Source organism: Hahella sp. CCB-MM4, from assembly GCF_002260525.1.
Taxonomy (GTDB): domain Bacteria; phylum Pseudomonadota; class Gammaproteobacteria; order Pseudomonadales; family Oleiphilaceae; genus Hahella.
This window is the reverse complement of the sequence record NZ_MRYI01000002.1, coordinates 514203-540559: the sequence shown is the minus strand read 5'-3', so window position 1 is coordinate 540559 and position 26357 is coordinate 514203. Positions and strand designations below refer to the sequence as shown.

The window sequence follows — 26357 nt, the reverse complement described above, 5'->3', positions numbered from 1 at the left end:
GCGAGAGAGGATAACCAATGAGTGTTGTTGATAGTGCCGGTGAGATCCGGTCTGGGGAAGAACTGGATGTTCAGGCTATTGATACCTACCTGAAAGATCGGGTACCCGATTTGGAGGGCGATGTCAGCATCAGCCAGTTTCCGGGCGGGGCCTCGAATCTCACATACCTGTTGACCTACAGCAACAGGGAGTTTGTATTGCGTCGTCCTCCCTTTGGTCATAAAGCCAAGTCTGCCCATGATATGGGGCGGGAATTCCGCGTGATGCAGGGGCTACAGGATGTCTATCCCTACGTCCCCAAAATGATTGCCTTCTGTGACGATGATGCGGTCATCGGCAGCGAATTCTATGTCATGGAGCGTCTACGGGGAGTCATCCTGAGGGCTGATTTTCCCAAGGATCTGCAGTTGTCCGAAAACGATTGCAGCCAGCTATGCTACAGCATGGTGGACAGGCTGGTAGACCTGCACCAGATCGATTGGGAACAGACTTCCCTGAAAGAACTGGCCCGTCCCGGCGATTATGTGGAGCGCCAGATCAGTGGCTGGTGTGATCGCTTCCTGAAATCCCATACGGATGATGCACCGGATTACGCCGAAGTGATGGCGTGGTTGAAAGCGCATCAACCAGCACAGATTCGTCAGTGTCTGGTGCATAACGATTACCGTTTCGACAATCTGGTGCTGGATCCGGAAAACCCGATGAACATCATTGGTGTGTTGGATTGGGAAATGGCGACCATCGGAGATCCTTTGATGGATCTCGGCAACAGTCTGGCCTATTGGATACAGAAAGATGATCCCCAACCACTGCACCTGTTAAGGCGACAGCCCACACATCGCCCCGGCATGCTGACCCGCCGTCAGGTGGTGGATTATTACCTGGAAAAATCCGGACTGAATATCGACAGTTTTGATTTCTATGAAGTCTACGGAATTTTCCGTCTGGTGGTGATTATCCAGCAGATCTATTACCGGTATTTCCATGGTCAGACCCAGGACAAACGCTTTGCCGGTTTTATCCAGGTGGTGAAATATCTGGAAGGCTATCTGCGGGACAAGATTTCAGCTTCCAGTCTGAGTCAGGCCTAGGCATAAATCAGGGTAAAGGCATCAACCAGGAGAGATACGTATGGGAGCGGTATACCTGATACGCCACGGGCAGGCCAGCTTCGGCAGTTCCAACTATGACCGGCTTTCTGATACCGGACGTTTGCAGGCCGCCCACTGTGGGCGATACCTGGCAGCCAAAGGTCTGCGAATTGATCATTGGTTTTCCGGTACTTTGGAGCGTCAACGAGACACGGCTCGTCTGGCGCTGGATGCCATAGACAGCGGCTCGGTGGAAGTGATCGAGGACTCGGGATTTAACGAGTTTGATCACCAGGCAGTTATGGCCAACATTCTTCCGGTTTTGTCCCATGAGCCTGAGATATCTGCATTTATCAACGGTGAGATAGACCGGAAACGCCACTTCCAGAGAGTATTTGAGCGGGTGGTGGACACCTGGGTAAGCCAGGATCAATGGGAAGCCATGGAGTCATGGAACGATGTGGTCGAGCGGGTCAGTGGAGCGGCAGAACGGGTTATCGAAATGGCAGGCTCCAGCAAGAATATCGCTGTAGTCACTTCCGGTGGACCCATTGCGGGTATGCTGGCTTCGGTGCTGCAACTGTCACCACTGGCGGCAATTCAGCTGAACTGGTCCATTGCCAACACCTCTATCACCAAAATTTTCTATAGTGGCTCCCGGCGCTCCGTGGGCTATTTCAATCATTATGCCTACCTGCAGCAGGGAGCTGACCGCTCTCTGGTGACCTACAGGTAGGTGGTCGCCATTAGAACAAGAGGGCACGAATATCATGGAAAACAATTTATTTGATCTAACCGGCCAGATTGCCCTGGTGACTGGGGCCAGTCGTGGCATCGGTGAATCCATAGCCAGGACGCTTGCTGCGTATGGGGCTCACGTGATCGTCTCCAGCCGTAAGCTGGATGGATGCGAGGCGGTCGCCCAATCTATCCGTGAAGCCGGCGGTAAAGCGGAGGCGATGGCCTGCCATATTGGTGAGATGGAACAGATTGCGGCCCTGTTTTCACATATCCGCGAAACTCACGGCCGGTTAGATATCCTGATCAATAACGCGGCCACTAACCCCTATTTTGGTCATGTCCTGGACACGGACCTGGGGGTGTTTCAAAAAACCGTTGATGTGAATATCCGCGGATATTTCTTTATGTCGGTGGAAGCCGGCAAGATCATGCGGGAACAGAAGAGCGGCAAAATCGTCAATGTGGCATCGGTTAACGGCGTCATTCCGGGGGCACTTCAGGGCATTTATTCCATCACCAAAGCGTCAGTCATCAGTATGACGAAAACCTTTGCGAAGGAATGCGCGCCTTTGGGAATTCGGGTCAATGCCCTGTTACCGGGCGGTACCGATACCAAGTTTGCGTCGGCTCTTACCCAGAACGATGCTATCCGCAAGAAATTGCTTGAGCATGTGCCCTTGAATCGAATTGCCGAGCCATCGGAAATGGCGGGTGCCGTTTTATATCTGGTCAGTGACGCTGCCAGTTATACCACGGGAATCAGTATGCCGGTGGACGGAGGCTATTTGATTTCCTAGTCCCAAGAATTCCAGCCACCAGAATTCCAATCACCAGGAGCTCAGTCACCAGAGTCTCAATCACTAGAGTCTCAATCACCAGAGGTTCATGGCTTCGAAAATCCATCACCATGAAAACAAAATAGCCGGCATCTAGCCGGCTGCATTTACAGATGTTAATCGAGCGCTGCTGATGGAAACTGAAAGCAGCGCTAGATTTCGGGAGGGCGGGTTTCCTGAAACGATGGCCGTTCCCTTAAGCGCTCCAGATAGGCGGTTAATTTAGGCGCATCACTCTGCCAGCCTAAATCAGGGAGTCGGAAATTCAACCATTCCAGAATGACGCCCACCGAAATATCGGCCAGGCTGAAGGTCTCTGCATGGAGCCAGAGATTGTCTCCCAGAATATTCTCCAGCGCATCAATGCCACGCTTGATTTTCCCGTGCTGACGGGTGAGCCATTCGGGATTCTGCATCTCAGTTGCCCGCTTTTGTTCCAGGAAAATGGCAATGCCGGCTTCGACAATACCATCGGCCAATGCCTCCAGTTGCCTGACTTCAACCGCACCGATTTTTCCCGGGGGGATCAACATATGTTTGGTATGCAGAGCTTCAATGTATTCTGCAATGACAGGAGAGTCGAACCAGGTTTTGCCCTGTTCGTCGATCAGTATTGGAACTTTCCCAAGAGGATTATATTGAGGGGCTTTGGAATCCTCGCTCCAGGGAAGGTCTTCCAGCAGGGAAAAGGGGATGCCTTTTTCCAGCAGCATGACTCTGATTTTTCGAACAAAGGGACTGGTATAGGAGCCGATAAGTTTCATAGGGCCTGGTCCTCTTGTTAACCAGTAGTATCTGATTCTCCCCAAGCGCGTGAGTCCACGATGGCAATATGTTCGTCAAACGCCTGTATTAGTGTACAAATATGGCACTCACCTGCCAATGTGGAAAGTTTGATCTGACCATCGGTTCCTGGTGAAGGATAAATGGTAAAACGCTTGAGTTTTTCCTGTGAAATCCCATATATAGGGCGGGTATCTTAGGGAGACCTTAATTTGGAACGTTTAATAGAAAATCTGATGTATTCCGCACGCTGGATTCTGGCTCCGATTTATCTGGGGTTGAGCTTGGCGTTATTGATGCTTGGTATCAAATTTTTTCAGGAGTTGGTCCACTATCTTCCGATCATCTTCACCATGAAAGAGGCTGATCTAGTGCTTTTGGTGCTGTCTTTGGTGGATATGGCTCTGGTAGGTGGTCTGCTGGTGATGGTGATGTTCAGCGGATACGAAAACTTTGTCTCCCAGCTGGACATCGATGAAGGCCAGGAGAAACTCAGCTGGCTGGGCAAGGTCGACTCGGGCACGCTGAAAAACAAGGTGGCCGCCTCCATCGTGGCGATTTCATCCATTCATCTGCTGAAGATCTTCGTAAATGCGGAGAATGTGGATACAGACTATTTGAAATGGTATGTGATTATCCATCTCACTTTTGTGTTGTCAGCCTTTGTGATGGGGGTTCTGGATAAGATCACTCGCAAGGATCATTAGGCTCCGTTCCCCGAACCACTTTATATCGCGGGCGTTAACTCTTCTGCCCATGTGCGCAGGGGAGTTTCGCCTCGTGAGCGGACGGCCTGCTCAAGAAAGCTGACAAAAGCGTGGATTCTGGCAGGCAGGAACGTCCGTTTAGCGTAAATAACCCAGACACCAAAACCCGGGGGCCGCAAGCAGGGAGCAATGGGGACGATTTTGCCACTTTGCAGCCAGTCTCTGGCAATAAAATGTGGCAGTTGAGTAAGGCCAAGACCTTGCGCGCACAAGTCTGCCAGGGCTTCCCCGTCATCCACAATATATTGCCGGCCCGGGTCCAGATTGGTATGCCCGGCATAGGCGATGCCACTGGTTGTGACCAACGGATTTGGATTCTTCGAAACCATCACCGGCATTACCCGTCCAGTTTGACGAAAGCGAAAACGTATCCAGGGATGACGAGCATAGTCTTCCACTGAGATGCCTCCATTCTCCCTGAGATAGGCTGGCGAGGCACAGGTTAACATGTCTATGGGGCTCAGCTGTCTCGCAATCAGGGTGGATTCCTCCAACGTACCGCTTCGGACACAGACATCGATACCCTGTTCAACCAAGTCCACATAGGCATCATCAAAACTCAAGGAGAGTTCGATTTCAGGGTATTGCTTGTTAAATTCCGCCAGCAAAGGCATGACATAGCATCTGCCATAGGATACTGGCAGGTTAATAGATAAGCGTCCTTTCGGCTCACCATTTTCCCGTAGCAACATCTCCTCACAGCTATCCAATTCAGACAGCAGCTGCTGGACAGTATGCTGATAGGCCCGCCCTGACTCAGTCAGTGTCAGCGTTCGTGTGGTGCGGTGAAACAAGTGCAGTTGAAGATCTTCCTCCAGTCGCGCAATCGCCTTACTGACCGTGGAAGGTGACAGGCCCAGAAATGAGGCTGCTGCGGCAAAGCTTCCCCTTTCCGCGGCGACAAGAAATAACTTGAGCAGGTTGAGTTTGTCCATTCGTGAAAATAATTCACAAGTATTAAGAATGTGATGACATTTAATCACAGGGAATCGACCAATAGAATCCTGAGGGTCAATATTACAAACAACAGGAGAACTGTATGGAAATGACCGGAACTCGAAGCAGGATTCTGCTGGCTCTCTTCTGCCTGATTTGCTCATCGCAGAGCTGGTCGGCAGATAAACGGATAGGGATTATTGTCTTTGACGGCGTGCTGACCTCGGATATTACGGCCCCCATCGAAGTGTTTGGCATCGCCAGTCGCAAGAGCTGGTTTTCGGACTATGAGACCATCACTATCAACGTAGGTGAAAGCGATACGATCACCACAGAAGAGGGGTTGAAGCTGAAAGTCGATGCCTATCTGCGTGATCGTCCCGCGGTGGATGTCCTGTTGTTACCCAGCAGTTATAACATGGGACCTCTGCTGGAGAATGAAGCCTTGATCTCCTATATCCGCCAGACCTCTACTAAAGCCGAGTGGATGGCCAGTAACTGTTCTGGGGCGCGGTTATTGGCTGAAGCCGGTGTTCTGGACGGGCGTAATGCAACTACCTGGGCCGGCGGCGAAGCCGATATGGCGGATGACTATCCCAAGGTCAAGGTTCAGTACAACCGTAATTATGTAATAGATGGCAATGTCCTTACCTCCAATGGCAGTGTCGTCAGTTATGAGGCGGCACTGGCGCTATTATCCCGGCTGTCCTCTCAGGACAAAGCGGATGAAGTTAAGTCAGCGTTACAGATGCAGCGGGTATGGAAGGATTAATCATGAGCATATGGGTGATTTTGAAATCTCAGGTCAAATCGGAAAAGTACGATGATCTAATGGGATTCCTTGAGAAAAACCTACCTAGGGTTAGAAGTTTTCCCGGTTGCTTCGGCGTCAGTGTGCAGAGAAGTTCTGACGATCGTACGATGCTTTTCCAGGAGCGCTGGCTCTCCAGATCTCATCATGAATCTTATCTTGAATCCATCAGTCAAAATGGAGTGATGGAAGCTTTGGCAGGTTTTCTGGAAAAGCCACCTGAAATACTGTATCTGGAGGACGTAGACATCTAAGCAACGTGGCCCCGGCGGAAGTTAATGTCGGGGCTGCCCGTATTCCTTGGTCCATATTCTTTTCGGCCCATATTTTTGTTGGACCTCTCCAATCTCCCGGCAGCGCAGTTCCAATCAAACCCGCTACCGGCGATACCGACTCAGCCTTACTTTGGAATATAAATTGCTCCTGCTTTATCGGCGCATATATCGGAATGAATATCGGAGCATACGTCGTGTTATCGCCCTATTTCGGGGCGAATCGAATGTAGGAGCTTTGGATGCGCACCATATTATTTAGTTTGTGAGTTGGATAAAGCTATGGCTGAACACTTGTGGCTGCTGATGGCAGCCATTCTTGTTTTTATCATGCAGGCAGGTTTTTTGTGTCTGGAAAGCGGACGCATTCGCAGTAAGAACAGTATCAATGTTGCTGCCAAAAATATTTCTGACTTCGTCATCTCCTCCATTTTCTTTTGGATGTTTGGTTTCGCCCTGATGTTTGGAACTGGTGTATCAGGTGTGATCGGTATTGAAGGGTTCTTTTTCGGCGATACACAGAATCCCTATCAGGTCAGTTTTTTTCTGTTTCAAATGATGTTCTGTGGAACCGCGACGACTTTGGTGTCCGGCGCTGTTGCGGAGAGAATGACCTTTATTGGTTATCTGGCCATTACGGTGGTGCTCAGTGCGTTTATCTATCCCGTCGCAGGGCATTGGGCCTGGGCTGGATACTATGAAGGAGCTGGCGGCTGGTTACAGCATATGGGCTTTGTTGATTTTGCCGGTTCCACAGTGGTGCATTCAGTGGGTGGCTGGGTCGCTTTGGCGGCTATCATCATCATTGGGCCACGCTTGGGACGATTTGATCGTGGAGTCCGTCTGCCTCCGGGAAATAATCTACCGTTGTCGGTGCTTGGTACGCTATTGATCTGGTTGGGATGGTTTGGATTCAATGGCGGCAGCACTTTTAAACTCACAGAAGAAGTGCCTTTGATATTGCTGAACACCTGTCAGTCAGCCGTTTGGGGAGCCTTACTGGCAACCACTCTGCATTTCATTCGGCACAGGTATATGGATGTCTCTGCCATCGTGAACGGAACCATTGCCGGCCTCGTGGGCATCACGGCTTCCTGCCATGCGGTATCCCCTTCATCAGCCGCATTGATCGGGATGGTATCCGGGATCGTGGTCTATTTCGGTGGCGTATGGATTGAAAGGCTGAAAATCGATGATGCCCTGGATGTAGTGCCAGCTCATTTGTTTGCGGGGATCTGGGGAACGATTGCGGTGGCGATCTTCGGTAAAACCGAGCTTCTTGGTACCGGTCTGCAGCGCACAGAACAGTTGGTTGTCCAGTTGATTGGAGTGATGAGCATAGGATCGTACTGCTTTACAGTAAGCTATGTCCTGATCAGGACCATCGACCGTTATATTCCCTTGAGAGTGCTCGCAAAGTCGGAAGAAGAGGGACTGAATGTCTCAGAGCATCGTGCCACCACAGAATTGATTGACCTATTGACCTCAATGCAAAGGCAGCAGGATGAGGGGGATTTTTCCGCCCCGGTTCCAGAAGAACCGTTTACCGAGGTGGGTCAGATTGCCCGGAAGTACAATCAAGTGATCGAGCGGGTCAATACGGAAATAGAACTCAGAGACAATGCTATCGGGCAATATCGTTCCAGTGAAAAACGTAAGAGTGCAATCCTTGATTCCTCGATGGACTGCATCATTTCCATTGATCTGGATGGCAATATTATCGAGTTTAATCCCGCCGCAGAAAGAACCTTTGGTTGTCTTAAAAAGCAGATGCTGGGTGAAAACTTCATCGAGAGCTTTGTTCTGCCTGCCGACCGTTTTAGAGTGTACAGCAGTCTGCGCCAATTATTTTCATCATCTCAGGGATTACTACTGAATCGTCGCAACACGATTACCCTGCAGCGCAGCTCGCATTTGCAGTTTCCAGCGGAAATCACCATTACCGGCACGCAACTGGATAATGAGCTGCGTAATGAATTCACTCTGCACATCCGGGACGTCACCCGTCAGGTTAAGCTGCAGGATAAACTAAAATTCCTCGCCTACAGCGATCCGTTAACCAGCCTTTATAACCGGACTTATCTGATGGAAAAGCTGATCGAGGCGGTATCCTGTGCTGAACAGAAGAGAGAGTCTGTCGCTATTCTTTTCCTTGACCTAGATAAGTTTAAGAAGATCAACGATACCCTCGGGCATAAGGCCGGTGATGAGCTGTTGATTGAAGTGTCTTCCCGCCTGACCAAAGTCACTCGCGATACGGATGTCATTTCCCGCTGGGGTGGCGATGAGTTTGTTGTTATGTTGTCCGGCGATATTGACCGGAGAATTGTCTGTGAGAAAGCGGACGATATCCTGGAGGTTATGCGTTTTCCCGTGGAAATTAATGGCCGTGAAATCAATATTCCCACCAGTATCGGTATTGCCTTATCTATCTATGGTGAAACAGAGGCGGACAGCATGATTCAACATGCCGATATCGCCATGTATAACGCCAAGGAAAGGGGGCGTGATAACTGGCAGGTGTTCGAACCGGAGATGGCCAAGCAGGCAAGCCGACACTTCAACTATGAGCAGGAAATGAAGGAAGGCCTCAAGACTGGTCAGTTCTCTGTGGTTTATCAACCCAAGATATGTACCAGGGTTGTCCGGGGAGAGTTGCATAAAGAAATTGTTGGATTGGAAGCGTTGCTACGGTGGAATCATCCTAAGGAAGGGAGCATTTCACCGGCAGATTTTATTCCTCTGGCCGAGGAATCCAACCTGATCATTCAATTAGGGGAGTTCGCAATCCATCAAGTGCTGGAGGATCTTGCTGAATGGATTGACTCAGGGTTATCGTTGCTACCTGTTGCGATCAATATATCCGGAAAGCATCTGGTGTCAGATCTGCTTGTTCCTTCCATCAAAGAAAAACTTGAAACTGCCGGTATTGAAGGGCGTTATCTGGAAATAGAGATCACAGAAGGGGTTCTACTCTCAGATGTTAATCGATGCATCGACGTTATGTCCGATTTGAAAGATCTGGACATCAAAATATCCATCGATGACTTCGGCACCGGCTATTCCTCTCTCAATTATTTGAAACGCCTGCCTATAGATATTCTGAAAATTGATCAGTCCTTCGTTGAGGAATGCGCCACTAAAGAAGAGGACAGCCAGATTTGCCTGACTATCATCAACCTGGCCAAAAATCTCGACTTGATAACGGTGGCGGAGGGTGTTGAAACTCAAGAACAATGGGAAGTCCTGATGAAACACGGATGTGAAGTGTTTCAGGGCTACTTCTTCTATCGCCCGGAATCAAGCCAAAGCATTAAGCGGTTGCTGCACTCACTATCTCACTCCAATGCGGAGATAGTGAGTGTTGGTAGTTAGTGATTCTAGATGAGCCGTTTCTTACGATTGATTTGGAACAGGAAGAGTAGACCGGCGGCTAGGACTGCCATAGCTGTGGGTTCATCTACGTAGTGGAAGACGATACCTTCTGGTAGTGAATGCTCAACCACCCCTAAGCTTTTAAGAGCCCAAAATGAAAAGCTTTCTCCGTTTTCCCAAACGCCAGAGAGATGTCCTCGTGAATATTCAAATTCCCGTCCATAAATATTAACTTGAGAGTTATCACCCACCGTAAGCCAGCTAAGGTCGTCGACGTAAAATATATCGACAGTAGAGTGGTCAGACATATCCAGATAAGAAATATCGCCTCCAAAAACTCTAACAGTCGAATCATCGAACGCATAAATATAACTTACTTCAGAACCGGACTCGACTGATATAGAAGTACTGTCATATCCATAAATGTAGCTTACATCAGAGCCGGATTCGATTGATAAAGAAGTATTATCGTACCCATAAATCCAGGATACGTCGGAGCCTTGTTTTGTAGATATTGCGGTATTGTTGTGTCCATAGAGCCCTGCTATATCAGAGCCTGCATTAGCGTATATTGAAGAGGTGTCGTAACTTTCTGCACGTCCTATTTTTGCGCCGTTGGTAGCTATGATCGTGGACGAATCCATAGCGGTGACAGGTGAAACGCGATTATCAATTATTATAGTATCGTTCCCTGAAACTATTACGGAATCCAGCATGGTTCCGTGAGCCATGGATGAAACAATTGCTAAGTATGAGAGAATAAGGCGTAATTGTGATTTCAAATGGCGCTCCTATTAATGCTGTCGATCGGTGTTGATGTTCTGCAAGAAGCATCGAATCTATTTCCTTGGTTTTATAGATTTCATTAAGTCTGCTTTGTCATGCAGAGGAACAAATTCAATGCTTACTAATTGTATGATTTAAAAAGACAATATCTGTCGTTTTGGGAAGGATTTGAGCTCGAGACAACGAGAAATAGCGGGCCGACCTAGACATTGACGTGTGAATTGGGGACAGCTGGACAAGGTAATCAATGAATATCGTAGATAAAGTAAAAAGAAAGGAAGCCATCCGAAAATACATCGGCGTATTAGGCCCTGAGCTGAGAAAGCGCCATGGGAAACAGAAGGGATTTAGCGGAGCAGAAGTAAAGCAGGCGATTGCCTCTCTAGAGCTTTCTGACCAATTCATTCCCTATGCATTAGCGCTCTATTGCAGCAAGGAAGATTACGAAAAAGCCTTTCCCCAACCCGGTGGTAAGGTAATGAACTACGCTGAAGCTAAGACCATTGCCCTTAATATCGCGTTAGCTGGAAGCTCGCTTGGTGCGGGTGATGATGCCGGCGATGTGGAAGATCCTGTATAGCTGAGCACTTGAAGCCTGACAGACGTAGGGCGGAGGCAAACAAGTGTCATTTCTTGAATAGACTTTTCACCTATTTTTATACCAGGATATGCAAAGTTCTGTCATGAACGTTGGGAAAGGTATCAGATCTATTTCTTACTCTTTTTGACCACTGGAGAAAAGAGTAAGCAGAACCTGTGGAAAATCCAGAACAATGGAAAAAATAAGTTACGGTGCTGGAATCTTTGCAATAAAGGAATTCCTGGCAGTAGAAGAGTGTGACTACTACATCGGGCTGAGCAATCGCGTAGGATACGAAGAGGCGGCCATTCAAACCGCAAACGGGCAGCAAATCTTCAAAGCCATACGGAACAATGACCGTGTAATTCTTGATGATGAGGGGCTTGCTCAAAGACTATTTGAAAAAGCAGAACCTTGCCTGAGTGACCTGGAGGAATGGTCCCTGCTTGGCTTTAACGAAAGGCTCCGCTTTTACCGTTATACCCCAGGTCAATATTTTAAATGGCATAAAGACGGATTCTATTGCCGGAATGAGGATGAAACCAGTCAGCTTTCGTTTCTGATTTATCTCAATGATGACTATGAAGGCGGAGAGATTGATTTCCGTTGGGAGAAGATCAAACCGGAAAAGGGAATGGCGTTGGTATTCCCTCATTTGCTGATGCATCAAGGAGCGCCGGTTGAGAGTGGTGTTAAGTATGTGCTGCGGACAGACGTGATGTTTCGACGAATTGAGGTCAGTGGTTAATTAGTACCTCTAGATCGTAACGTAACTTATCGCGTAGATCTGTACCGAGTTTAGGCTCAATAATATGGCTTAAGAAAAGGGACTGGGAATTATCCCCAGTCCCTTATTTTCAATACATAATCAAGAACACAGCTTTCCGCGCCTATTCCTGCGTAGCAATAGAATTCCCACTGTTAGCAATGCTAAAGATGCCGGTTCACTTACATAATGGAAGTTGATGCCTTCAGGCATCGCAGAGTCGGGTAACAGTACATTCTCTACAGCCCAGAAAGAAAAACTTTCACCATTTTCCCAGACTCCTGAGAGGTGTCCGTCGGAATAGTTGAATTCCTTGCCATAGATGTTGACCTGCGAGTCATCGTTGAGAACCAGCCAGCTCAGGTCGTCTGCATAGAAGAGATTGGCAGAGGACTGACCATAAAGCTGGAGCCAGGAAATGTCTCCGCCAAAGACGTCAATCGTTGATTGTTTATAGCCGGAAATGGTGGTGACGTTGCTACCTGTTTGTACGGTAGTGGTTGAATTATCTCCCGCCAATACCGCCTTGATTTCCGAACCGGCCGCAACCTTAATGTCTGAATTTTCGTTAGCGTAGACAGTTTCAATCTTTGAGCCGGAAGCTGCCTCGAAATAAGCATTGTCAAAGATTCTGGCGTTGGTGATTTCCGCATGATTTCCGGCGATGGTTTTGGAAAATTCGAAAGCCCCCAAGTTGTCATATTGGGAGTTGATCACCATTTCACTATCGCCAGTATTGATAGTGGCTGTTATTGGGTCTTCTGTTATGGGCTGGCCATGAACAAGTGTCGCGGAGGTCAATAAGCCAAGGGTAAATATCCTGTTGAGTGTCTTCAACTTCATACTCCTTTTTGATGAAGAATTGTTATGCACAAGCCAAATCATTCCAGGGCGTTTGTAACACGCACTGATTGAGATATTGGTGATAGCTTGTATTTTTATTGGGGAGATGTGGGTTAGCGAGTCAGTTCGCTACTAACAATTTCCGTGTAAGAGGGGCGTTAGTCCATCAGCGCGGATTTATGACAGATCAACATTTTATTGTCAATATAGGATAGTCGGCTGGGTGAATATCTGAGGCTTGAGGTTGAATGGTAATGGCCGGTATTAAGGTGGATTCAGGAAGTGCGTACGATAACTTTCTTGGTTTCCTGATTGCGGATAAAACGGCAGCCTTTACAGCTCTGAGGCACTATGCCTTTGTGCATCTGTTCCCTGAGTTTCTGGGCAGAGACATACTGAGTGGTATCTTTGATAAAACAGCACGGTAATTCAATTCCCTCCACATTGAAGTAACGCATAATGTCCCGCTCAAGGTAGGGACATTTCAGGTGGTAGTCCTCCTTGTAGTCAAGTTTGTATTTGATCATGTAGTCGTCTTTGGTTTGCAGCGACTGGGCGGACACGTTTTTGATTCCGTTGCGGGTAGCAAAATTGATGACACTCTCGATATCCTTCCGGCCAATACTGACAATAACGATACCGACATTTTCTTTTCCCAACAGATCGCCGAATTTCAGGATATTGTCCATTACACGATGGATATTGTGTCGGCCGGTTTTTTCGGCACGTTCGGGATCAGTGGTATCAAGAGATACGTGAACTTTATTGAAGTATTGAATGAAGTTTTCCGCCATCTGGGGCGTGATCGTATAACCTGCATTGGTGATGATATAAGGCAACCCGCCTTTTTCATGCACTCTCTGCACGATCGACCAGAAGTGTTTGGCCAGGACTGGTTCCCCCTCGCCCTGAAGATTAACTTCCATACCCGGACGGACATGCTTGTCGATAATGCTATATGCAAGATCCAACGGCATATCTTTCTGGGGCATATGTCTGCCGGCGCAGTAGAAGCAATCGAAGTTGCATCTGGTGGTGATTTCAATCTGGATCTTGTCCGGCATACATCCATTCCGTTGTGAAAGAAGAGCGAGCGATAGGCGTCAGTGCTATGCTATATATTGCCACTTTTGCCTGTAAATGTTTAGCGTCCCACGGGTGGATAGCTATGAATGACGAAGCATCCGGCAACGATCATGACAGCTCTGGAATGGCGAAGAATCCGCCATTGTCGGGGGATGCGTCAGAACTGGTTTTGCTCACCATTCGCCAATTGCTGGATGAGTCACACCCCGAGAGAAAACACTCCTTAAAGGTTCGTCTGGACAGCCAGCTCGATCGAGATCTCGGTCTGGATAGCCTGTCGCGGGCCGAACTGATACAACGGCTTGAGCAAGTCTTTGCGATAAGTCTTCCTGAGAAAGCTCTGAGTGAAGCTGAAACTCCGCAGGATTTACTTCGAATGGTGCGGGAGGCTCTGCAATCACCATATCAGCCCGAGGGTAGGTATACTGCTAGAAAGTCTGGGGCCTATGCAATGTCAGAGGTTGTGGATGATGTTCCTGATATGGCAGACACCCTGATAGAAGTCCTCACCTGGCATCGAGAGCGGCATGCTGCCCGACCTCATTTGTATCTTTATGGTGAGGGGAATGAGCCGGAAATTATGACCTATGAAGATCTGTATTCCGGTGGTCAATGTGTGGCGGGGGGGCTGCAACATGCGGATATACAGCCTGGTGATACCGTAGCGATTATGTTGCCCACAGGAAAAGACTACCTGTTCAGTTTTATCGGTATCCTGATGGCGGGAGCGGTTCCGGTACCAATATATCCGCCGGCCAATCTATTTCAGCTGGAGGATCATCTCAGGCGGCACACTAAGATCCTTTCCAATGCACAGACTCGTATTCTGATTACGTTACCTGAAGTGGGGAGGCTTGCCGGCCTGATGAAAGCCCAGGTGGAGTCTCTTGACCTGATTATGTCGCCAAAGGAATTGAAGGAGGGTGAGTTTAAACCTTATGCCATGCCGGTTAGTAAAGATGATATTGCCTTCCTGCAATACACATCCGGTAGTACCGGGCAACCTAAAGGCGTGATACTGACTCATAATGATTTATTGGCCAACATCCGAGCCATGGGGGAAGCTGCCCGGGTGGATTCTACTGACACCTTCGTCAGTTGGTTGCCTTTGTATCATGATATGGGACTGATCGGTGCATGGTTGAATAGCTTGTATCACGCCATGCCCCTGGTCTTAATGTCGCCGTTAGCGTTTTTGGCTCATCCTGCCCGATGGCTATGGGCCATATCTCGACATCGGGGCACGATTTCCGGTGGGCCGAATTTTTCGTTTGAACTGTGTCTGAACAAGATTCCTGATCAGGACCTGGAAGGTCTGGACCTCAGCAGTATCCGCATTCTGTTCAATGGGGCTGAGGCGGTGAGCCCAAAAACCTTGGAGCTCTTTGCCGCAAAATTTGGCCCGTTCGGACTGAGGCCGGATGCTTTGGCTCCAGTGTATGGTCTGGCAGAAGTTGGAGTGGATCTGACAATTCCGCCTCTGGGTCGATTGCCGGTGATTGACCATATTCAAAGGGCGGCATTTACCTCTCGCGGAGTGGCTGTTCCGGCGACCGAGAATGATGCACACCAGCTGTCATTTGTGACCTGTGGACATCCCTTGCCGGGGTATCAGGTGCGAATTGTGGATGATCACGGCAAAGAGCTCCCTGACCGTCATCAGGGACACCTGGAGTTCATGGGGCCGTCGGCAACCCGTGGCTATTACCGCAATCCAGAGGCAACAAAACAGCTCTACCAGGGGGAATGGCTTTGTTCAGGGGATTTAGCCTATGTCGCTCAAGGTGACCTGTACTTGACCGGACGGGTAAAAGACATCGTGATCCGTGGCGGGCGAAATATATATCCCCATGAAGTAGAGGAAGCTGTTGGCAATCTGAACGGGATTCGCAAGGGGTGTGTCGCGGTATTTGGATCATCCCATCAGCAATCAGGTACGGAGAAACTGGTGATCGTGGCGGAAACCCGGGAGCAGGAGAGTGATGCCCTGGTTTCATTGCGCGAAGCCATTATCAGAATAGCTTCAGATCTTATAGGAATGCCGCCTGACGATGTATTGCTGGTGCCTCCGCATTCTGTATTGAAAACATCAAGTGGCAAGATCCGACGATCCGGTATGCGGGAGTTATACGAGCATGATCAGTTGGGGGGAAAGCCAAAACCGGTGGTGTGGCAAATACTGCGGATGGCTATGTCGGCGTGGCGGCCTGCGATCCAGCGCCTGAACCGGAGGATAAGAAAAGACAGCTATGCCTTCTATGTAAAATGTCTGTTTTGGGGGCTGGCACCATTTGTCTGGACGATGATAGCGCTCATCCGACATCCGCACAGGGCAAGAGCTTTTGGGCATCGGATGGCGGGAATATTTCTCAGAATGGCTGGATGGCGGCTTTCGGTTGAGGGGCTTGAAAATCTGCCGGTCGACAAGCCTTGTGTCGTTGTGGCAAATCATTCCAGCTACCTGGATGGTTTAGTGGTGGCAGCGGCGTTACCGATCCAGTTTGGATTTGTCGCTAAAGGGGAGTTAAAACGCCAGTTTTTTCCTCGAGTGTTTCTAAATCGTCTGGAGACGGAATTCGTCGAACGCTTTGATAAGCAAAAGGGAATTGCCGATGCCAGAAAGACGATCAGAACCCTGCAGCGGGGCCTGACATTGGTTTACTTCCCTGAAGGAACATTTACCCGTATGCCAGGGTTACTCCCCTTTCACATGGGAGCCTTCGTCGCTGCGGCTGAAGCCGGAGTATGTGTTGTTCCTTTGGTCATTCGAGGTACCCGATCCATTATGAGGGCCGAGGACTTCTATCCCCACAAAGGAGATATTCAAGTTTGCCTGTATCCTCCCATAAATCCGGAAGGAAGTGACTGGAATGCTGCGTCAAAGCTGCGTGTTGATGCGCGAAGGATGATTTTCAAACATCTTGGAGAACCGGATCTGGGAAACGAAAGACCATTGGTTTGATACTGAATGATGATTTGTCATTTTTTAACATGAAAATTTGTTAATGCTGGTATACTTCGCGATTCACCCGTCAGAATCCCTGGATCATCGGGGTCTGATCAAGGGAAATTTGTATTTAAAGGAGTATGCGAATGCATCGTTTTTTCACCCTTCTTCTGTCTATCCTGTTGTCAGTGATCACCCTGCAGGTTTTTGCTGATGAGCCATCCTCTGGGGAAATGAGCCAGGAAGAAGCCGAGTACTATGCCTGGGCTACAGAATTTGTTTCGAGTCTTAATAAGCAGACAGGCACAGTGACCCTTCCCAATAAGGTTGCTTCATTGAACCTGGGTGATGAGTATTACTATCTGTCGCCTGAAGACGCCGAGCGTGTCCTGGTGGAAGCCTGGGGTAATCCGCCTGATGACACTCACTTGGGGATGATTTTTCCTGCCCAGTACTCGCCGCTGGATGCAGGGGCATGGGGGGTTCTGATTGAGTACTCTGAAGAAGGTTATGTCGACGACTCCGATGCCAGGGATATTGATTATGATGATCTGCTGGAGGACATGCAGGCAGATACTCGTGAAGCTAGTGAATACCGCACACAGCAGGGCTATGAGACGATTGAGCTGGTCGGTTGGGCAGCCAAGCCTTATTACGATGCTACTCAGCATAAACTTCACTGGGCCAAGGAGCTGAAATTCGGTAACGATCCAGACCATACTCTCAACTACAACCTTCGGGTCCTGGGGCGCAAAGGCGTTCTGTCGCTGAACTTTATTGCGGACATGAGCCAGCTGCAGGAGATCGAAGGTAGCCTGGATTCAGTGATGCAGGTGGCACATTTTGACCCCGGATATCGCTATGACGAATTCAATCCGGATGTCGATAAAGTGGCCGCCTACGGCATCGGAGCTCTGGTTGCCGGTAAAGTACTCGCCAAAACCGGACTGCTGGCGGCAGGGCTGTTGCTGTTGAAGAAGTTCTGGTTCGTAATCGTGGCCGGGTTCTACGGGATTGCCAAGTTATTCAGACGCAAATAATGTAAGCCGTTTTGTCTTGTTCTGAAATCAGGATCAACGCTTTTCAGGACGGGAAATCGAATAGAAAAAGCCCCGAAATTCGGGGCTTTTGTTTATCTGTCCAGGACGATTTTCATATCGAATTGCTGTCTATACCTGACAGCTGACGATTTCAGCCCTAGTGAAGCTTCAGACGGGGGCGGATAATCCGATTAATCCTGGCTGAAAACATGATCAGCAGGGTCCGGATGTAGCCGTGCAGGGCAATCTGGTGCAATCGATATAGTGATATATAAACCACTCTCGCCACTTTACCTTCAATCATCATCGATTTGCCGGTGAGATTACCCATTAGGTTGCCAACCGTTGAATAGCGGCTGAGAGACACCAGAGAACCATGATCTTTGTAGATATACCCTTTCAATGGTTGCTGGTTGAACAGGTTTAACAGATTCTTGTACACATGGCTTGCCATCTGATGCGCAGACTGGGCCCGTGGTGGAACCCGTGAACCATCCGGCTGCGGACAGCTGGCGCAATCACCGATAGCAAATATGCGATCATCTGAGGTTGATTGCAGAGTGGGTTTAACTTCGACCTGATTGTTCCGAGTAGTGGCCAGTCCTTCTATCGTCCCGAGAAACTCCGGAGCCTTTACGCCTGCCGCCCACACCCGGGTGTCGGCTTCAATCAGTTCGCCATCCGCTGTTTCAAATCCTTTATCGGTGACTCGGGTGACCTTGGTATTGGTACGGATCGAAATGTTCAGCTTACCCAGTTCTTCCACAACAGAATTGGAGATTCGCTCCGGCAGCGCTGGCAACACGCGAGGACCCGCTTCAATAATGGTCACCTGCAGATTGTCCGCTCCCAGTTTGAGCCCATAGGCACGTAGCAAGGCGGTGGTATTGTGAAGTTCTGCGGCCAGCTCAACGCCGGTGGCACCTGCGCCCACGATACCGATTTTCAGCACCACAGGTTTGCCTTCCTCTGCATCGTTACTGAGTCTGAGGTAGGTATCCAGAAGCTGTCGATGGAAGCGGTCTGCCTGTTTCCGGCTATCGAGAAAAGCGCAGTACTCTGCTGCTCCCGGTGTTCCGAAATCGTTGGTTTTACTTCCTACGGCCAGTACAAGGTAATCATATTTCAGGGTGCGTTCCGGTTGAACCTGCCGTCCTTCTCCATCCATCGTGGGAGCCAGTGTAATAATCCGGTCCGTTTGATTCAGGTTACTCATGCTGCCCAAATGGAAATTGAAATGGTGGTAATAGGCATGAGCCCGGTAACTGACTTCATCAATTCCGGAATCAAGGGAACCCGTGGCCACCTCATGCAACAATGGTTTCCAGAGGTGAGTCGGGTTGGTATCCACCAGATGTATTTCGGCTTTCGCCTTTTTTCCTAGCTTACTTCCCAGACGGGTGGCTAATTCCAGTCCTCCAGCGCCGCCTCCGACGACGACAATTTTAGGTATGCTCATTAGTGCTACTAACGCCTCCAAGTTTTAAGTTTTCTAACGTTTTGATACTGGTTTAGGAGTAAGTTACCCAAGTGACGTCTGGAGATTGGTCAGCACCAAAATGTTAGTAAACTTTATAAAATGAAGTTGCGAGTGGACGATTATAAGGAATCTTTATCAGAATTTCGCATGAACTTTTGCAGAAAAGGCGGATGGGTGATCCGCCTGTTGGTGTGTTGCGAACTCAAGTAGATAAAACTTTAGGTGTTAGACAAGTCTCAGGTTGATTGAGAAGCCAGGTCTTCCTGGCTGAGGAACATATCTCTGAATCTTTCCAGCCAGCGCCCCACGGGGCCTGTCAGGCGTACTGGAGCCTCCATATAGGCCAGGCAAATGCAGTCCGTGTTTTCCAGGGCTCGGGGGCGGTGATTATGGTTACCGTCGCGAATCACAAAATCACCGACATCATAGACGCCCATTTCGTCGGAAAATCCGCCTTGTAGTACAACTGTGACTTCACGGCCGTAATGTCCATGAACGGGGGCAATACCGCCAGCGGATATTTTTTGCAGTGCCAGCCGCCAGCGACCCTGCTTGGGAACTTCCAATACATATTCGTAGAGCTTGAACCACTGTTTGCGCCAGGAGAGATCTGCCAGACCATCCGGCAACCAGGCCCCTAAAGGGTTGGCATCTTCTTTGACGGCCGGTTCCGGATGTACCAAATCGACCCGTTCGAGAATACGGTCGAAAATGGCATCATCGATAGCTTCACAAGGTAGTGTTTCCAGCAGCGCGCCACCCAGTGTGCTGAGCTTTTGGACCTGGGTCCGGCATTGTGGGCAGTGCTGTAGGTGAACCGAGACGCATAACGCCAAGTGAGACTTGATATTCCCGGCGGCATACTCAACCAGAGTGTCATCACTGGGGTGATGCTGAACCATACTTATACTTCCTGCAAAATCACTTTCAGTTTCTGGAGTGCAAGACGCACTCTACTTTTTACTGTACCAAGGGGCAGTTCAAGTTCATTGGCCACTCTCTGATGAGATTTATCTTCCAGATATACCTTGGCAATGACGTCTCGCTGGTCAATGGGTAATTCATCCAGCGATTCTCGTAAAAGCTTGCTGTATACCGCATGCTGAAAGGCTGAAGTGGGCTCGTCTTCGCCGGGTAGTGACCACAGGAAGTCATTTTCCACGTGGACTTCACCGGAGACCCGGTTCAGCTTGCGCAGCATATCGATACGCGCATTGCGTGTAATGGCGAACAACCAGGTGGAGGCGCTGGCCTTGCTGCGGTCAAATTGACGTGCTCGACGCCAGATATTAACCATAACCTCCTGTACCAGTTCTTCGGCATATTCCAGCATTCCCTGTTTGATCGCATACGACTTGATCTTAGGGCCGAAATCCTGAAATAGACGACGGAATGCCGCCCGGTCCTGTCTTTGGGCGACTGCTTCAATCAGCGGGGCCAGATGATCGACTTTGGCAGCGTCTTCAGCAGTCTGGTGTGCCTTGGGATGAGAATCCATAGTTCGGCTCAGTGGTAGAACAACGACGTTATTCGTTTTAACCATAGCCTACAGTTCCTGTTAGTCGCCAGCAATGAATGATCGTTTATACGCTGGCTTCACCTAAGCGGATGATTGTTTTTGCGATAAAAGGGGCGAATTCTCAGATGGAAGTGTCCCGGGATTTATAAATGACGCCACTCACCGAAGAACTCTTGAATGGAAGGGGAGACTATCGGGTTCCAGGCGATTCCCAGAGTGCGGGTGACTCTGGGTAAACCCAGTATGGTGGATAGTGGGCGGATATTGATCTGGCGTTCTCCCGGAGAGTCTGGCGCTGGGGCAATACAAGCGCCAAGGCCCGACTCTACCAGTGCCAGAGCCCATTCTTCAGAATCTGTCTGAGCGGTGATGTGCGGATTAAGTTGGTAGCTGGAGATAAATTCTTCCCACAATTGTGAGCGCTCACAAAAGGTTCGTTCGATAATCGGCAGATGCTGCAATTCATGTATCTCGATAGATTCCTTGGTGGCGAGAGGATGATCCAGTGGCAGCAGTAGGCAGTACTCATCCTCCCACAGTGGGCAAAAATGGAAGTTTTCAGGAAGATCATCCTGGCGGGTAATTCGAATATCCGCATCAGGCCGGCTTCGGGTGATCTCAAGTTGATAGTCATTTCGGAGTTGACTTAGACGGCCAAGCAGAAAACGGACTCGGGGAAGGCTCAGCGTGATATCCATCTGAAGGGTGAGAATGCTCAGGGGTTGTTTCTGCCGGAAGTAGCGAACAATCCCTTCGCTTTCTGCGAGGAGCCTCTGGGCTTTCAGATATAGCTCACGCCCTGCTGGAGTTGGTTGAACTCCTTTTTTTCCTCTTTGCAGGAGTGTGGTCTCCAGTTCTTCCTCGAGCTTGTTGATTGCCAGGGAGATGGAGGGCTGAGCCACATGACACTGCTCAGCAGCTGCGGTAATACTGCTTTGCTCGACGGCGGCAACGTAATAGCGAAGTGATCTCAGGTCCATAGTATTTCCGGCAAAGTTAGTTAAGAGGGTTAAGAAAGTTAAAAGGGCTAAGTGAGTTTAATTCATGGTTGAGCTGAACACCGGGAAATGGGGAAGCGTTGCCGCAACCCGCTCGTCATGTGCTGGCACAATCGCAAGTTGCGGACGGCTCTCATAGAGCTTGTGGACTTGTGCAATCCGCTCTTCTGCCAGCGTTTGATTATCTTCAAGATCCACCACCAGCTTGAGCATGCCGGGTCGCGGTTTGTTATTGATCACGCCCTCCAAAGTCCATGTTGTATCACCGATGAACAGATACTGACGATCTTCGGATAGCTTGAGATATAGACCCACCTGCGCGGCGGTGTGTCCGGAAAGATTAACTAAAACCACGCTGCCGTCGCCATAAATGTCCAGGCTGTTGGAAAAACCGAGAAAGGGGGTGTTCGTCAATTCAATGAAGTGCCAGTTAATGGTGTCTGAAGATAATTGAGAGTCAAGGAATGAAGGCTTTTCTCCCGCTCTAGCAGCCTCAAGCTCCCGCTGCTGAACCCAGACAGGAGTTCCGGGAAAATCCACTAACCCGCTGGCATGGTCCCAATGCAGGTGGGACGGAATAATGGCATCGATGTTCTCCACGGGATAATGGTTTTCCTGTAACTGAGTGACAACAGGATGCGGCTGGGTATAGGCAAACAGTTGTTTGGTCAGCCATGAATTCACTGCGTATTGTTCATCCACTTTGGTCCCCAGGCCGGTGTCATAAAGCAGGGTGCCCTGTGGGTGTTCGATGAGGACAGCGCCGTGGGTTAAGTGGCGTCTACTCCACCAACTGCCTCCCTTGACCACCATCGCCTCCTGGGCTCCTTTGGACTGACTGGTTTCGATATAGCTGAATCTGACAGGAGCGTTATTCCCTGCCGCCCATATGTTCTCTGCACACAGCAGACAAAGAGCTAATAGCCAGAGTGTCAGGCGGAATAGTGTCAGGCGGAATAGTGTCATAGTAGGTTCCTGGTCGCTAAGTCATGGAGAGACCAGAATAAGGTCACTATATTTATAAATAAAATATAGTATTTGTGTCTTTATTCAATAATTTATTTATGGATTGGGTGAGTACTGCGGCGAGGTGAGTTTTGGCTATAAAGTGAAGCCCAGCTTGGAGTGAAACGATGGCGATGAAATAAATTGATCAGTGTAGTGAGGATAATAACGCTTCAATTCTTGCCGCATTAGTACCCAGATCGCTCTTTCCGACCCGCGATGCAGAGCGGACGTCCACCCGGGTGCTGTTGTCCTCCGGAGTCAGCCGAACCACGATATCGTCTTTGAATTTAAACAACGGTGTCGTGACGACCGCTTCGATCAGATGATTGTCATCATCTGACGAAACAATTTCCCAGCCATGTTCCTGCATATAGTGCCGTATATTTCTGGCAAGAGCTGTGGCGGGTAGCGGACTGATTAATGGCTTGATCCCAGGATAAGACTGTGACTGCATGTCGATCAGTGCGGGATTGTAAGTCGTGGTATGGTCCGTGGCATCTCTTAGCAATAACGCCGCAGATAATGGCGGTGGGTTGGTGGTATCTGTTGTGATGTCGTGCATCACCGGATATTGGCTGGCGGCAATAATTTTCGTCAGAAGAACCGCAAAAGGACCTATGCCGAGAATCAGGTTGAGGCCATTTAACCCAGTGCTGCCATTTGTTCGACAACGACCGTTAAGCAGGCGGCGCAGTGACATGACTGATGTAATCACACTGACCAGTGCTCCCAATAGCAGGAGCACAAAGCCAATGCGAAAATACAGAATATGCTCTCGAATCAGCACAATTGAGAGTGCAATGACTGCATAGCTCCCAATTGTGATATAGAGGAGGGTATTTCCTGTTGTGCCAGGCCGTTCCATGGTGGCAAATGCACCAGAAAGGCTAATTAGTGCTGATGCCCACCGGGGCCGTGCACGTGGCCATGCTCAAGTTCTTCTGAAGTCGCGTCACGGATTTCCATCACTTCTACTTCGAAGTGCAGGGTTTGACCCGCCAGAGGATGGTTTGCATCAATAGTGGCGGTTCCTTCAGAAACTTCTTTCACGACAATCACTCGTGGACCTGATTCGGTCTGTGCGTGAAACTGCATACCGGCTTCCACTTTCTCTACGCCCTGGAATGCTTCCAATGGTACTTCCTGGACCAGTTCAGGAGAGTGTTCGCCATAAGCTTCTTCTGGCTCAACAGAAACTTTGGTTTTATCGCCCTGGGCCAGTGGCTTCAGTGCGTTCTCCAAACCGGGAATGATGTTCTGGGCGCCTTCCAGATAGTTCAATGGATCGCCGCCGATGGAGCTGTCCAGGACGTCGCCCTGGTCGTTAGTCAGAGTGTAGTGAATACTTACTACCCGGGCTTGGGAATCGGACATAAATGTCACCTTAATTATTGTGCACGTATCATGTGGTGCGTGTAACTTGACGCCTCTGGCCCGAAGGTTGAGGCAATGATGATCATCAGATTAATCGGACCAGGGTTGGAACACTCGGAGCGACAACATTGGAGGAACGATTAGCCATAAGGCCCAGTCTAGAGAGGTTAAAACCGTATCTCAAGGGATGAGATCAAAAAGACAAGTAAAAAAGGGGCAGCTGGGAAGCCTGCCCCGAAGTCACCTTAAAATGCTATAACAATACAGCGGTAAGGCGAGGGTGCGTTGCTATGGGAGAGATATCATTTATAGCCCTGTAGTTGATCAATCAACTCAGGCAGGAACAGAGATATCTTCGGAATGTAGGTAATCATGATCAGGAACAGCAGCAACAGCATCATCCATGGCAGTACCGCTTTGATTACCCAGCCGATGGATCGATTGGTGATGCCCGCCGTCACAAACAGGTTGAGCCCCACCGGTGGTGTCAGCATTCCGATTTCCATGTTAACCACCATAATGATACCCAGGTGAATCGGGTCGATGCCCAGTTGGGTTGCGATCGGAAACAGAATCGGTGCCATGATCAACAGAATGGCAGATGGCTCCATGAAGTTTCCGGCTGCCAGCAACAACAGGTTCACCACAATCAGGAAGCCCCAGGCCGGGAGTCCCCAGTGGACAATGGTTTCTGCAATGGCATGCGGAATGCGCTCGGTGGTCAGTACATGAGCAAACAACATGGCGTTGGCAATGATAAACAGCAGCATGAGGCTGACTTTGGCAGCGTCCAATACCACATGGTTGACTTCCTTGTTAATGAAAGACTTGGGAATGGCTGCCAGGATTTGAACGGTGTTGCGTGCTGTCGCTGCGCCAATGCCTTCGCCTTCTTTACGCCATGGAATACCTTTCAGCGGTCCGATATCCCGGTAACCGATGACGGCTACGAGGAAGGCATACACCGCTGCAACTGCTGCAGCTTCTGTGGGGCTGGCAATGCCTCCATAGATGGAGCCCAGAACGATCACGATCAGCATTAGGCCACCCAGGGCAATGATCGCTGATTTCAGCAGTGGCTTTATTCCAGGAAACGGTTGGGCAGGAAGCTTCTTTACCCGTGCCACGATATAGATGGCCAGCATCAGAATGCCACCCATCATGATTCCGGGAATCAGACCGGCCATAAACATTCTGGCGGCGGAGACTTCCGTAGCGGCAGCATAAACCAACATGACGATGGACGGTGGAATCAGAATCCCCAGCGTGCCCGCATTGGCAATAACCCCGGCGGCGAAACTTTGTGGATAACCTGCCCGGACCATACCGGCAATTACGATGGTTCCGATCGCGGCAACGGTGGCTGGAGATGATCCGGAAACCGCTGCGAACAGCATACAGGCCAGGACTGACGCCATTGCCAATCCTCCACGGATGTGTCCGACACTGTTCACCGCAAAATCGATCAGACGCCTGGCCACACCTCCGGTAGATAAGAAGGCTGAGGACAGGATAAAGAATGGTATCGCCAGCAGGGTGTAGTGGCCGGAGGTGGCTTCAAACAGCTTCAGGGCGATGGATGCCAGCGAGTCACTGGAAAAGAACAGAATCGTCACGACGCTGGAAAGGCCCAGTGCAATGGCGATCGGCATGCCCAGCAGCATGCATATCAAAAGGAGTAAGAAAAGGACGGCCGTGGTCATGAACGATCTCCTGAAGTGGGTGCTTGAGCGTTGGAAGACGAATCTTCTTTCAGCTCATCCGCCAGATGCATGCTCTCCTGGGCTTCGTCGACAAACTCAAAGCCTTTGGATTCGTTCTTGATGATTTTCCACAGCAGTTGCAAAAATCTGATCCCTAACAGCACAAAGCCAATCAGCAGAATACTTTGGGCGATCCACTTCTCTAGGGGGATGTCATTCAGTTCAATGCCGATGAGATGCATTTTTGTCAGGTAGACCCATGCGCCGTATATGAATATGCCGCAGTAGACCAGGCAACCCAGAACGGCAATAAAGCCGGCTCCGCGACGAGGGCCGTCAGGCAGCAGTTTTACGAAAGCGTCCACGCCAATGTGGGCATTTACCTTAACACCGTAAGAAGCCCCGAACAGAACCATCCAGGCACCAAGATAAAGAGTGGCTTCTTCTGCCCAGAGCAGACCGGTGTTAAAGCCAAAGCGTAGTAACGTTTCAAAAAATACCAGCAAAGTCATGGCCACGAGCAGAATGCAGAGTATGCTCTCCTCGAGGCGATTGATGACACGACCCAGCGTAATGAGACCCTGTTTTGTCATTATTGGAACCCAGGCTAGTGTG

Annotated in this window: 25 protein-coding genes; 11 read left to right on the top strand and 14 right to left on the bottom strand. The window is 49.6% G+C overall.

The features are described from left to right. Nucleotides 1-17 precede the first annotated feature (17 nt). Genes BTA51_RS06025 through BTA51_RS06015 form a run of 3 tightly spaced genes read left to right on the top strand, consistent with a single transcriptional unit; the run spans nt 18 to nt 2629 of the window. A complete protein-coding gene (locus tag BTA51_RS06025; RefSeq protein ID WP_094706506.1) occupies nt 18-1091 on the top strand; it encodes a phosphotransferase family protein in 1074 nt (357 codons plus the stop codon). Nucleotides 1092-1131: 40 nt separating this feature from the next. Then, nucleotides 1132-1827: a histidine phosphatase family protein gene (locus tag BTA51_RS06020; RefSeq protein ID WP_094706505.1), complete on the top strand. Its 696-nt coding sequence runs from the start codon at nt 1132-1134 to the stop codon at nt 1825-1827. A gap of 34 nt (nt 1828-1861) precedes the next feature. After that, a complete protein-coding gene (locus BTA51_RS06015; protein WP_094706504.1) occupies nt 1862-2629 on the top strand; it encodes an SDR family oxidoreductase in 768 nt (255 codons plus the stop codon). A 191-nt stretch (nt 2630-2820) separates the two neighbouring features. Here BTA51_RS06015 and BTA51_RS06010 read toward each other — a convergent pair whose 3' ends face one another. Then, nucleotides 2821-3432 (bottom strand): glutathione S-transferase, encoded by a 612-nt coding sequence (locus BTA51_RS06010; protein WP_094706503.1) that lies wholly within the window; start codon nt 3430-3432, stop codon nt 2821-2823. Nucleotides 3433-3663: 231 nt separating this feature from the next. Here BTA51_RS06010 and BTA51_RS06005 point away from each other — a divergent pair, with 231 nt between their 5' ends. Further along, a complete protein-coding gene (locus BTA51_RS06005) occupies nt 3664-4158 on the top strand; it encodes a TIGR00645 family protein (protein ID WP_094706502.1) in 495 nt (164 codons plus the stop codon). A gap of 20 nt (nt 4159-4178) precedes the next feature. On the opposite strand, the gene BTA51_RS06000 is transcribed toward BTA51_RS06005, so the two are convergent. Beyond that, on the bottom strand, nt 4179-5153 hold the full coding sequence (locus tag BTA51_RS06000; RefSeq protein WP_094706501.1) for a LysR family transcriptional regulator: 975 nt from the start codon (nt 5151-5153) through the stop codon (nt 4179-4181). 104 nt (nt 5154-5257) lie between these two features. Between BTA51_RS06000 and BTA51_RS05995 the strand changes: the two genes are divergently transcribed. The 3 genes from BTA51_RS05995 (at nt 5258) to amt (ending at nt 9612) form a co-directional block, all read left to right on the top strand. Further along, complete coding sequence (locus BTA51_RS05995; protein WP_094706500.1) at nt 5258-5926, top strand: DJ-1/PfpI family protein; 669 nt, start codon at nt 5258-5260, stop codon at nt 5924-5926. A gap of 2 nt (nt 5927-5928) precedes the next feature. After that, nucleotides 5929-6219 (top strand): putative quinol monooxygenase, encoded by a 291-nt coding sequence (locus BTA51_RS05990; protein ID WP_168188076.1) that lies wholly within the window; start codon nt 5929-5931, stop codon nt 6217-6219. Between the two features lie 300 nt (nt 6220-6519). Next, nucleotides 6520-9612: an ammonium transporter gene (gene amt / locus BTA51_RS05985; RefSeq protein ID WP_094706498.1), complete on the top strand. Its 3093-nt coding sequence runs from the start codon at nt 6520-6522 to the stop codon at nt 9610-9612. Nucleotides 9613-9617: 5 nt separating this feature from the next. Here the strand turns inward: amt and BTA51_RS05980 are convergent, their stop codons facing one another. Further along, nucleotides 9618-10394: a hypothetical protein gene (locus BTA51_RS05980; RefSeq protein WP_141215552.1), complete on the bottom strand. Its 777-nt coding sequence runs from the start codon at nt 10392-10394 to the stop codon at nt 9618-9620. Nucleotides 10395-10645: 251 nt separating this feature from the next. On the opposite strand from BTA51_RS05980, the gene BTA51_RS05975 reads away from it, so the two are divergent. Both BTA51_RS05975 and BTA51_RS05970 read left to right on the top strand, forming a co-directional pair. After that, complete coding sequence (locus BTA51_RS05975) at nt 10646-10978, top strand: DUF6559 family protein (protein ID WP_094706496.1); 333 nt, start codon at nt 10646-10648, stop codon at nt 10976-10978. Nucleotides 10979-11171: 193 nt separating this feature from the next. Next, nucleotides 11172-11726, top strand: a complete 555-nt coding sequence (locus BTA51_RS05970) for a 2OG-Fe(II) oxygenase (protein WP_094706495.1) — start codon at nt 11172-11174, stop codon at nt 11724-11726. A 120-nt stretch (nt 11727-11846) separates the two neighbouring features. Here the strand turns inward: BTA51_RS05970 and BTA51_RS05965 are convergent, their stop codons facing one another. Next, nucleotides 11847-12587 (bottom strand): hypothetical protein, encoded by a 741-nt coding sequence (locus BTA51_RS05965; protein WP_094706494.1) that lies wholly within the window; start codon nt 12585-12587, stop codon nt 11847-11849. A 275-nt stretch (nt 12588-12862) separates the two neighbouring features. After that, the gene (locus BTA51_RS05960) at nt 12863-13651 is read right to left on the bottom strand and encodes a radical SAM protein (RefSeq protein WP_094706493.1); all 789 of its coding nucleotides are present in this window, start codon (nt 13649-13651) and stop codon (nt 12863-12865) included. A gap of 104 nt (nt 13652-13755) precedes the next feature. On the opposite strand from BTA51_RS05960, the gene BTA51_RS05955 reads away from it, so the two are divergent. Then, entirely contained in the window at nt 13756-16635 is a 2880-nt protein-coding gene (locus BTA51_RS05955; RefSeq protein ID WP_210404772.1) for an AMP-binding protein, read from the top strand. Nucleotides 16636-16766: 131 nt separating this feature from the next. Further along, on the top strand, nt 16767-17660 hold the full coding sequence (locus BTA51_RS05950) for a DUF2167 domain-containing protein (RefSeq protein ID WP_094706492.1): 894 nt from the start codon (nt 16767-16769) through the stop codon (nt 17658-17660). A 157-nt stretch (nt 17661-17817) separates the two neighbouring features. Here BTA51_RS05950 and BTA51_RS05945 read toward each other — a convergent pair whose 3' ends face one another. From BTA51_RS05945 to BTA51_RS05905, 9 genes are all read right to left on the bottom strand, one after another. After that, complete coding sequence (locus tag BTA51_RS05945; RefSeq protein WP_094706491.1) at nt 17818-19119, bottom strand: NAD(P)/FAD-dependent oxidoreductase; 1302 nt, start codon at nt 19117-19119, stop codon at nt 17818-17820. 257 nt (nt 19120-19376) lie between these two features. After that, nucleotides 19377-20042, bottom strand: coding sequence for a ChrR family anti-sigma-E factor (locus tag BTA51_RS05940; RefSeq protein WP_094706490.1), 666 nt, complete (start codon nt 20040-20042; stop codon nt 19377-19379). A 2-nt stretch (nt 20043-20044) separates the two neighbouring features. Next, nucleotides 20045-20683 (bottom strand): sigma-70 family RNA polymerase sigma factor, encoded by a 639-nt coding sequence (locus tag BTA51_RS05935; RefSeq protein WP_210404771.1) that lies wholly within the window; start codon nt 20681-20683, stop codon nt 20045-20047. A gap of 119 nt (nt 20684-20802) precedes the next feature. Next, nucleotides 20803-21639 carry a LysR family transcriptional regulator gene (locus BTA51_RS05930; RefSeq protein WP_094706489.1) on the bottom strand — a complete coding sequence of 279 codons (837 nt, stop codon included), beginning with the start codon at nt 21637-21639 and terminating at the stop codon, nt 20803-20805. Nucleotides 21640-21696: 57 nt separating this feature from the next. After that, the gene (locus tag BTA51_RS05925) at nt 21697-22623 is read right to left on the bottom strand and encodes an MBL fold metallo-hydrolase (protein WP_094706488.1); all 927 of its coding nucleotides are present in this window, start codon (nt 22621-22623) and stop codon (nt 21697-21699) included. A 187-nt stretch (nt 22624-22810) separates the two neighbouring features. Then, nucleotides 22811-23530, bottom strand: coding sequence for a DUF1499 domain-containing protein (locus BTA51_RS05920; protein WP_094706487.1), 720 nt, complete (start codon nt 23528-23530; stop codon nt 22811-22813). 26 nt (nt 23531-23556) lie between these two features. After that, a complete protein-coding gene (locus BTA51_RS05915; protein ID WP_094706486.1) occupies nt 23557-24039 on the bottom strand; it encodes a peptidylprolyl isomerase in 483 nt (160 codons plus the stop codon). A gap of 302 nt (nt 24040-24341) precedes the next feature. Next, nucleotides 24342-25742, bottom strand: coding sequence for a TRAP transporter large permease (locus BTA51_RS05910; protein ID WP_094706485.1), 1401 nt, complete (start codon nt 25740-25742; stop codon nt 24342-24344). After that, nucleotides 25739-26335 carry a TRAP transporter small permease gene (locus tag BTA51_RS05905; protein WP_094706484.1) on the bottom strand — a complete coding sequence of 199 codons (597 nt, stop codon included), beginning with the start codon at nt 26333-26335 and terminating at the stop codon, nt 25739-25741. The genes BTA51_RS05910 and BTA51_RS05905 overlap by 4 nt, the downstream gene beginning before the upstream one ends. Nucleotides 26336-26357 lie beyond the last annotated feature (22 nt).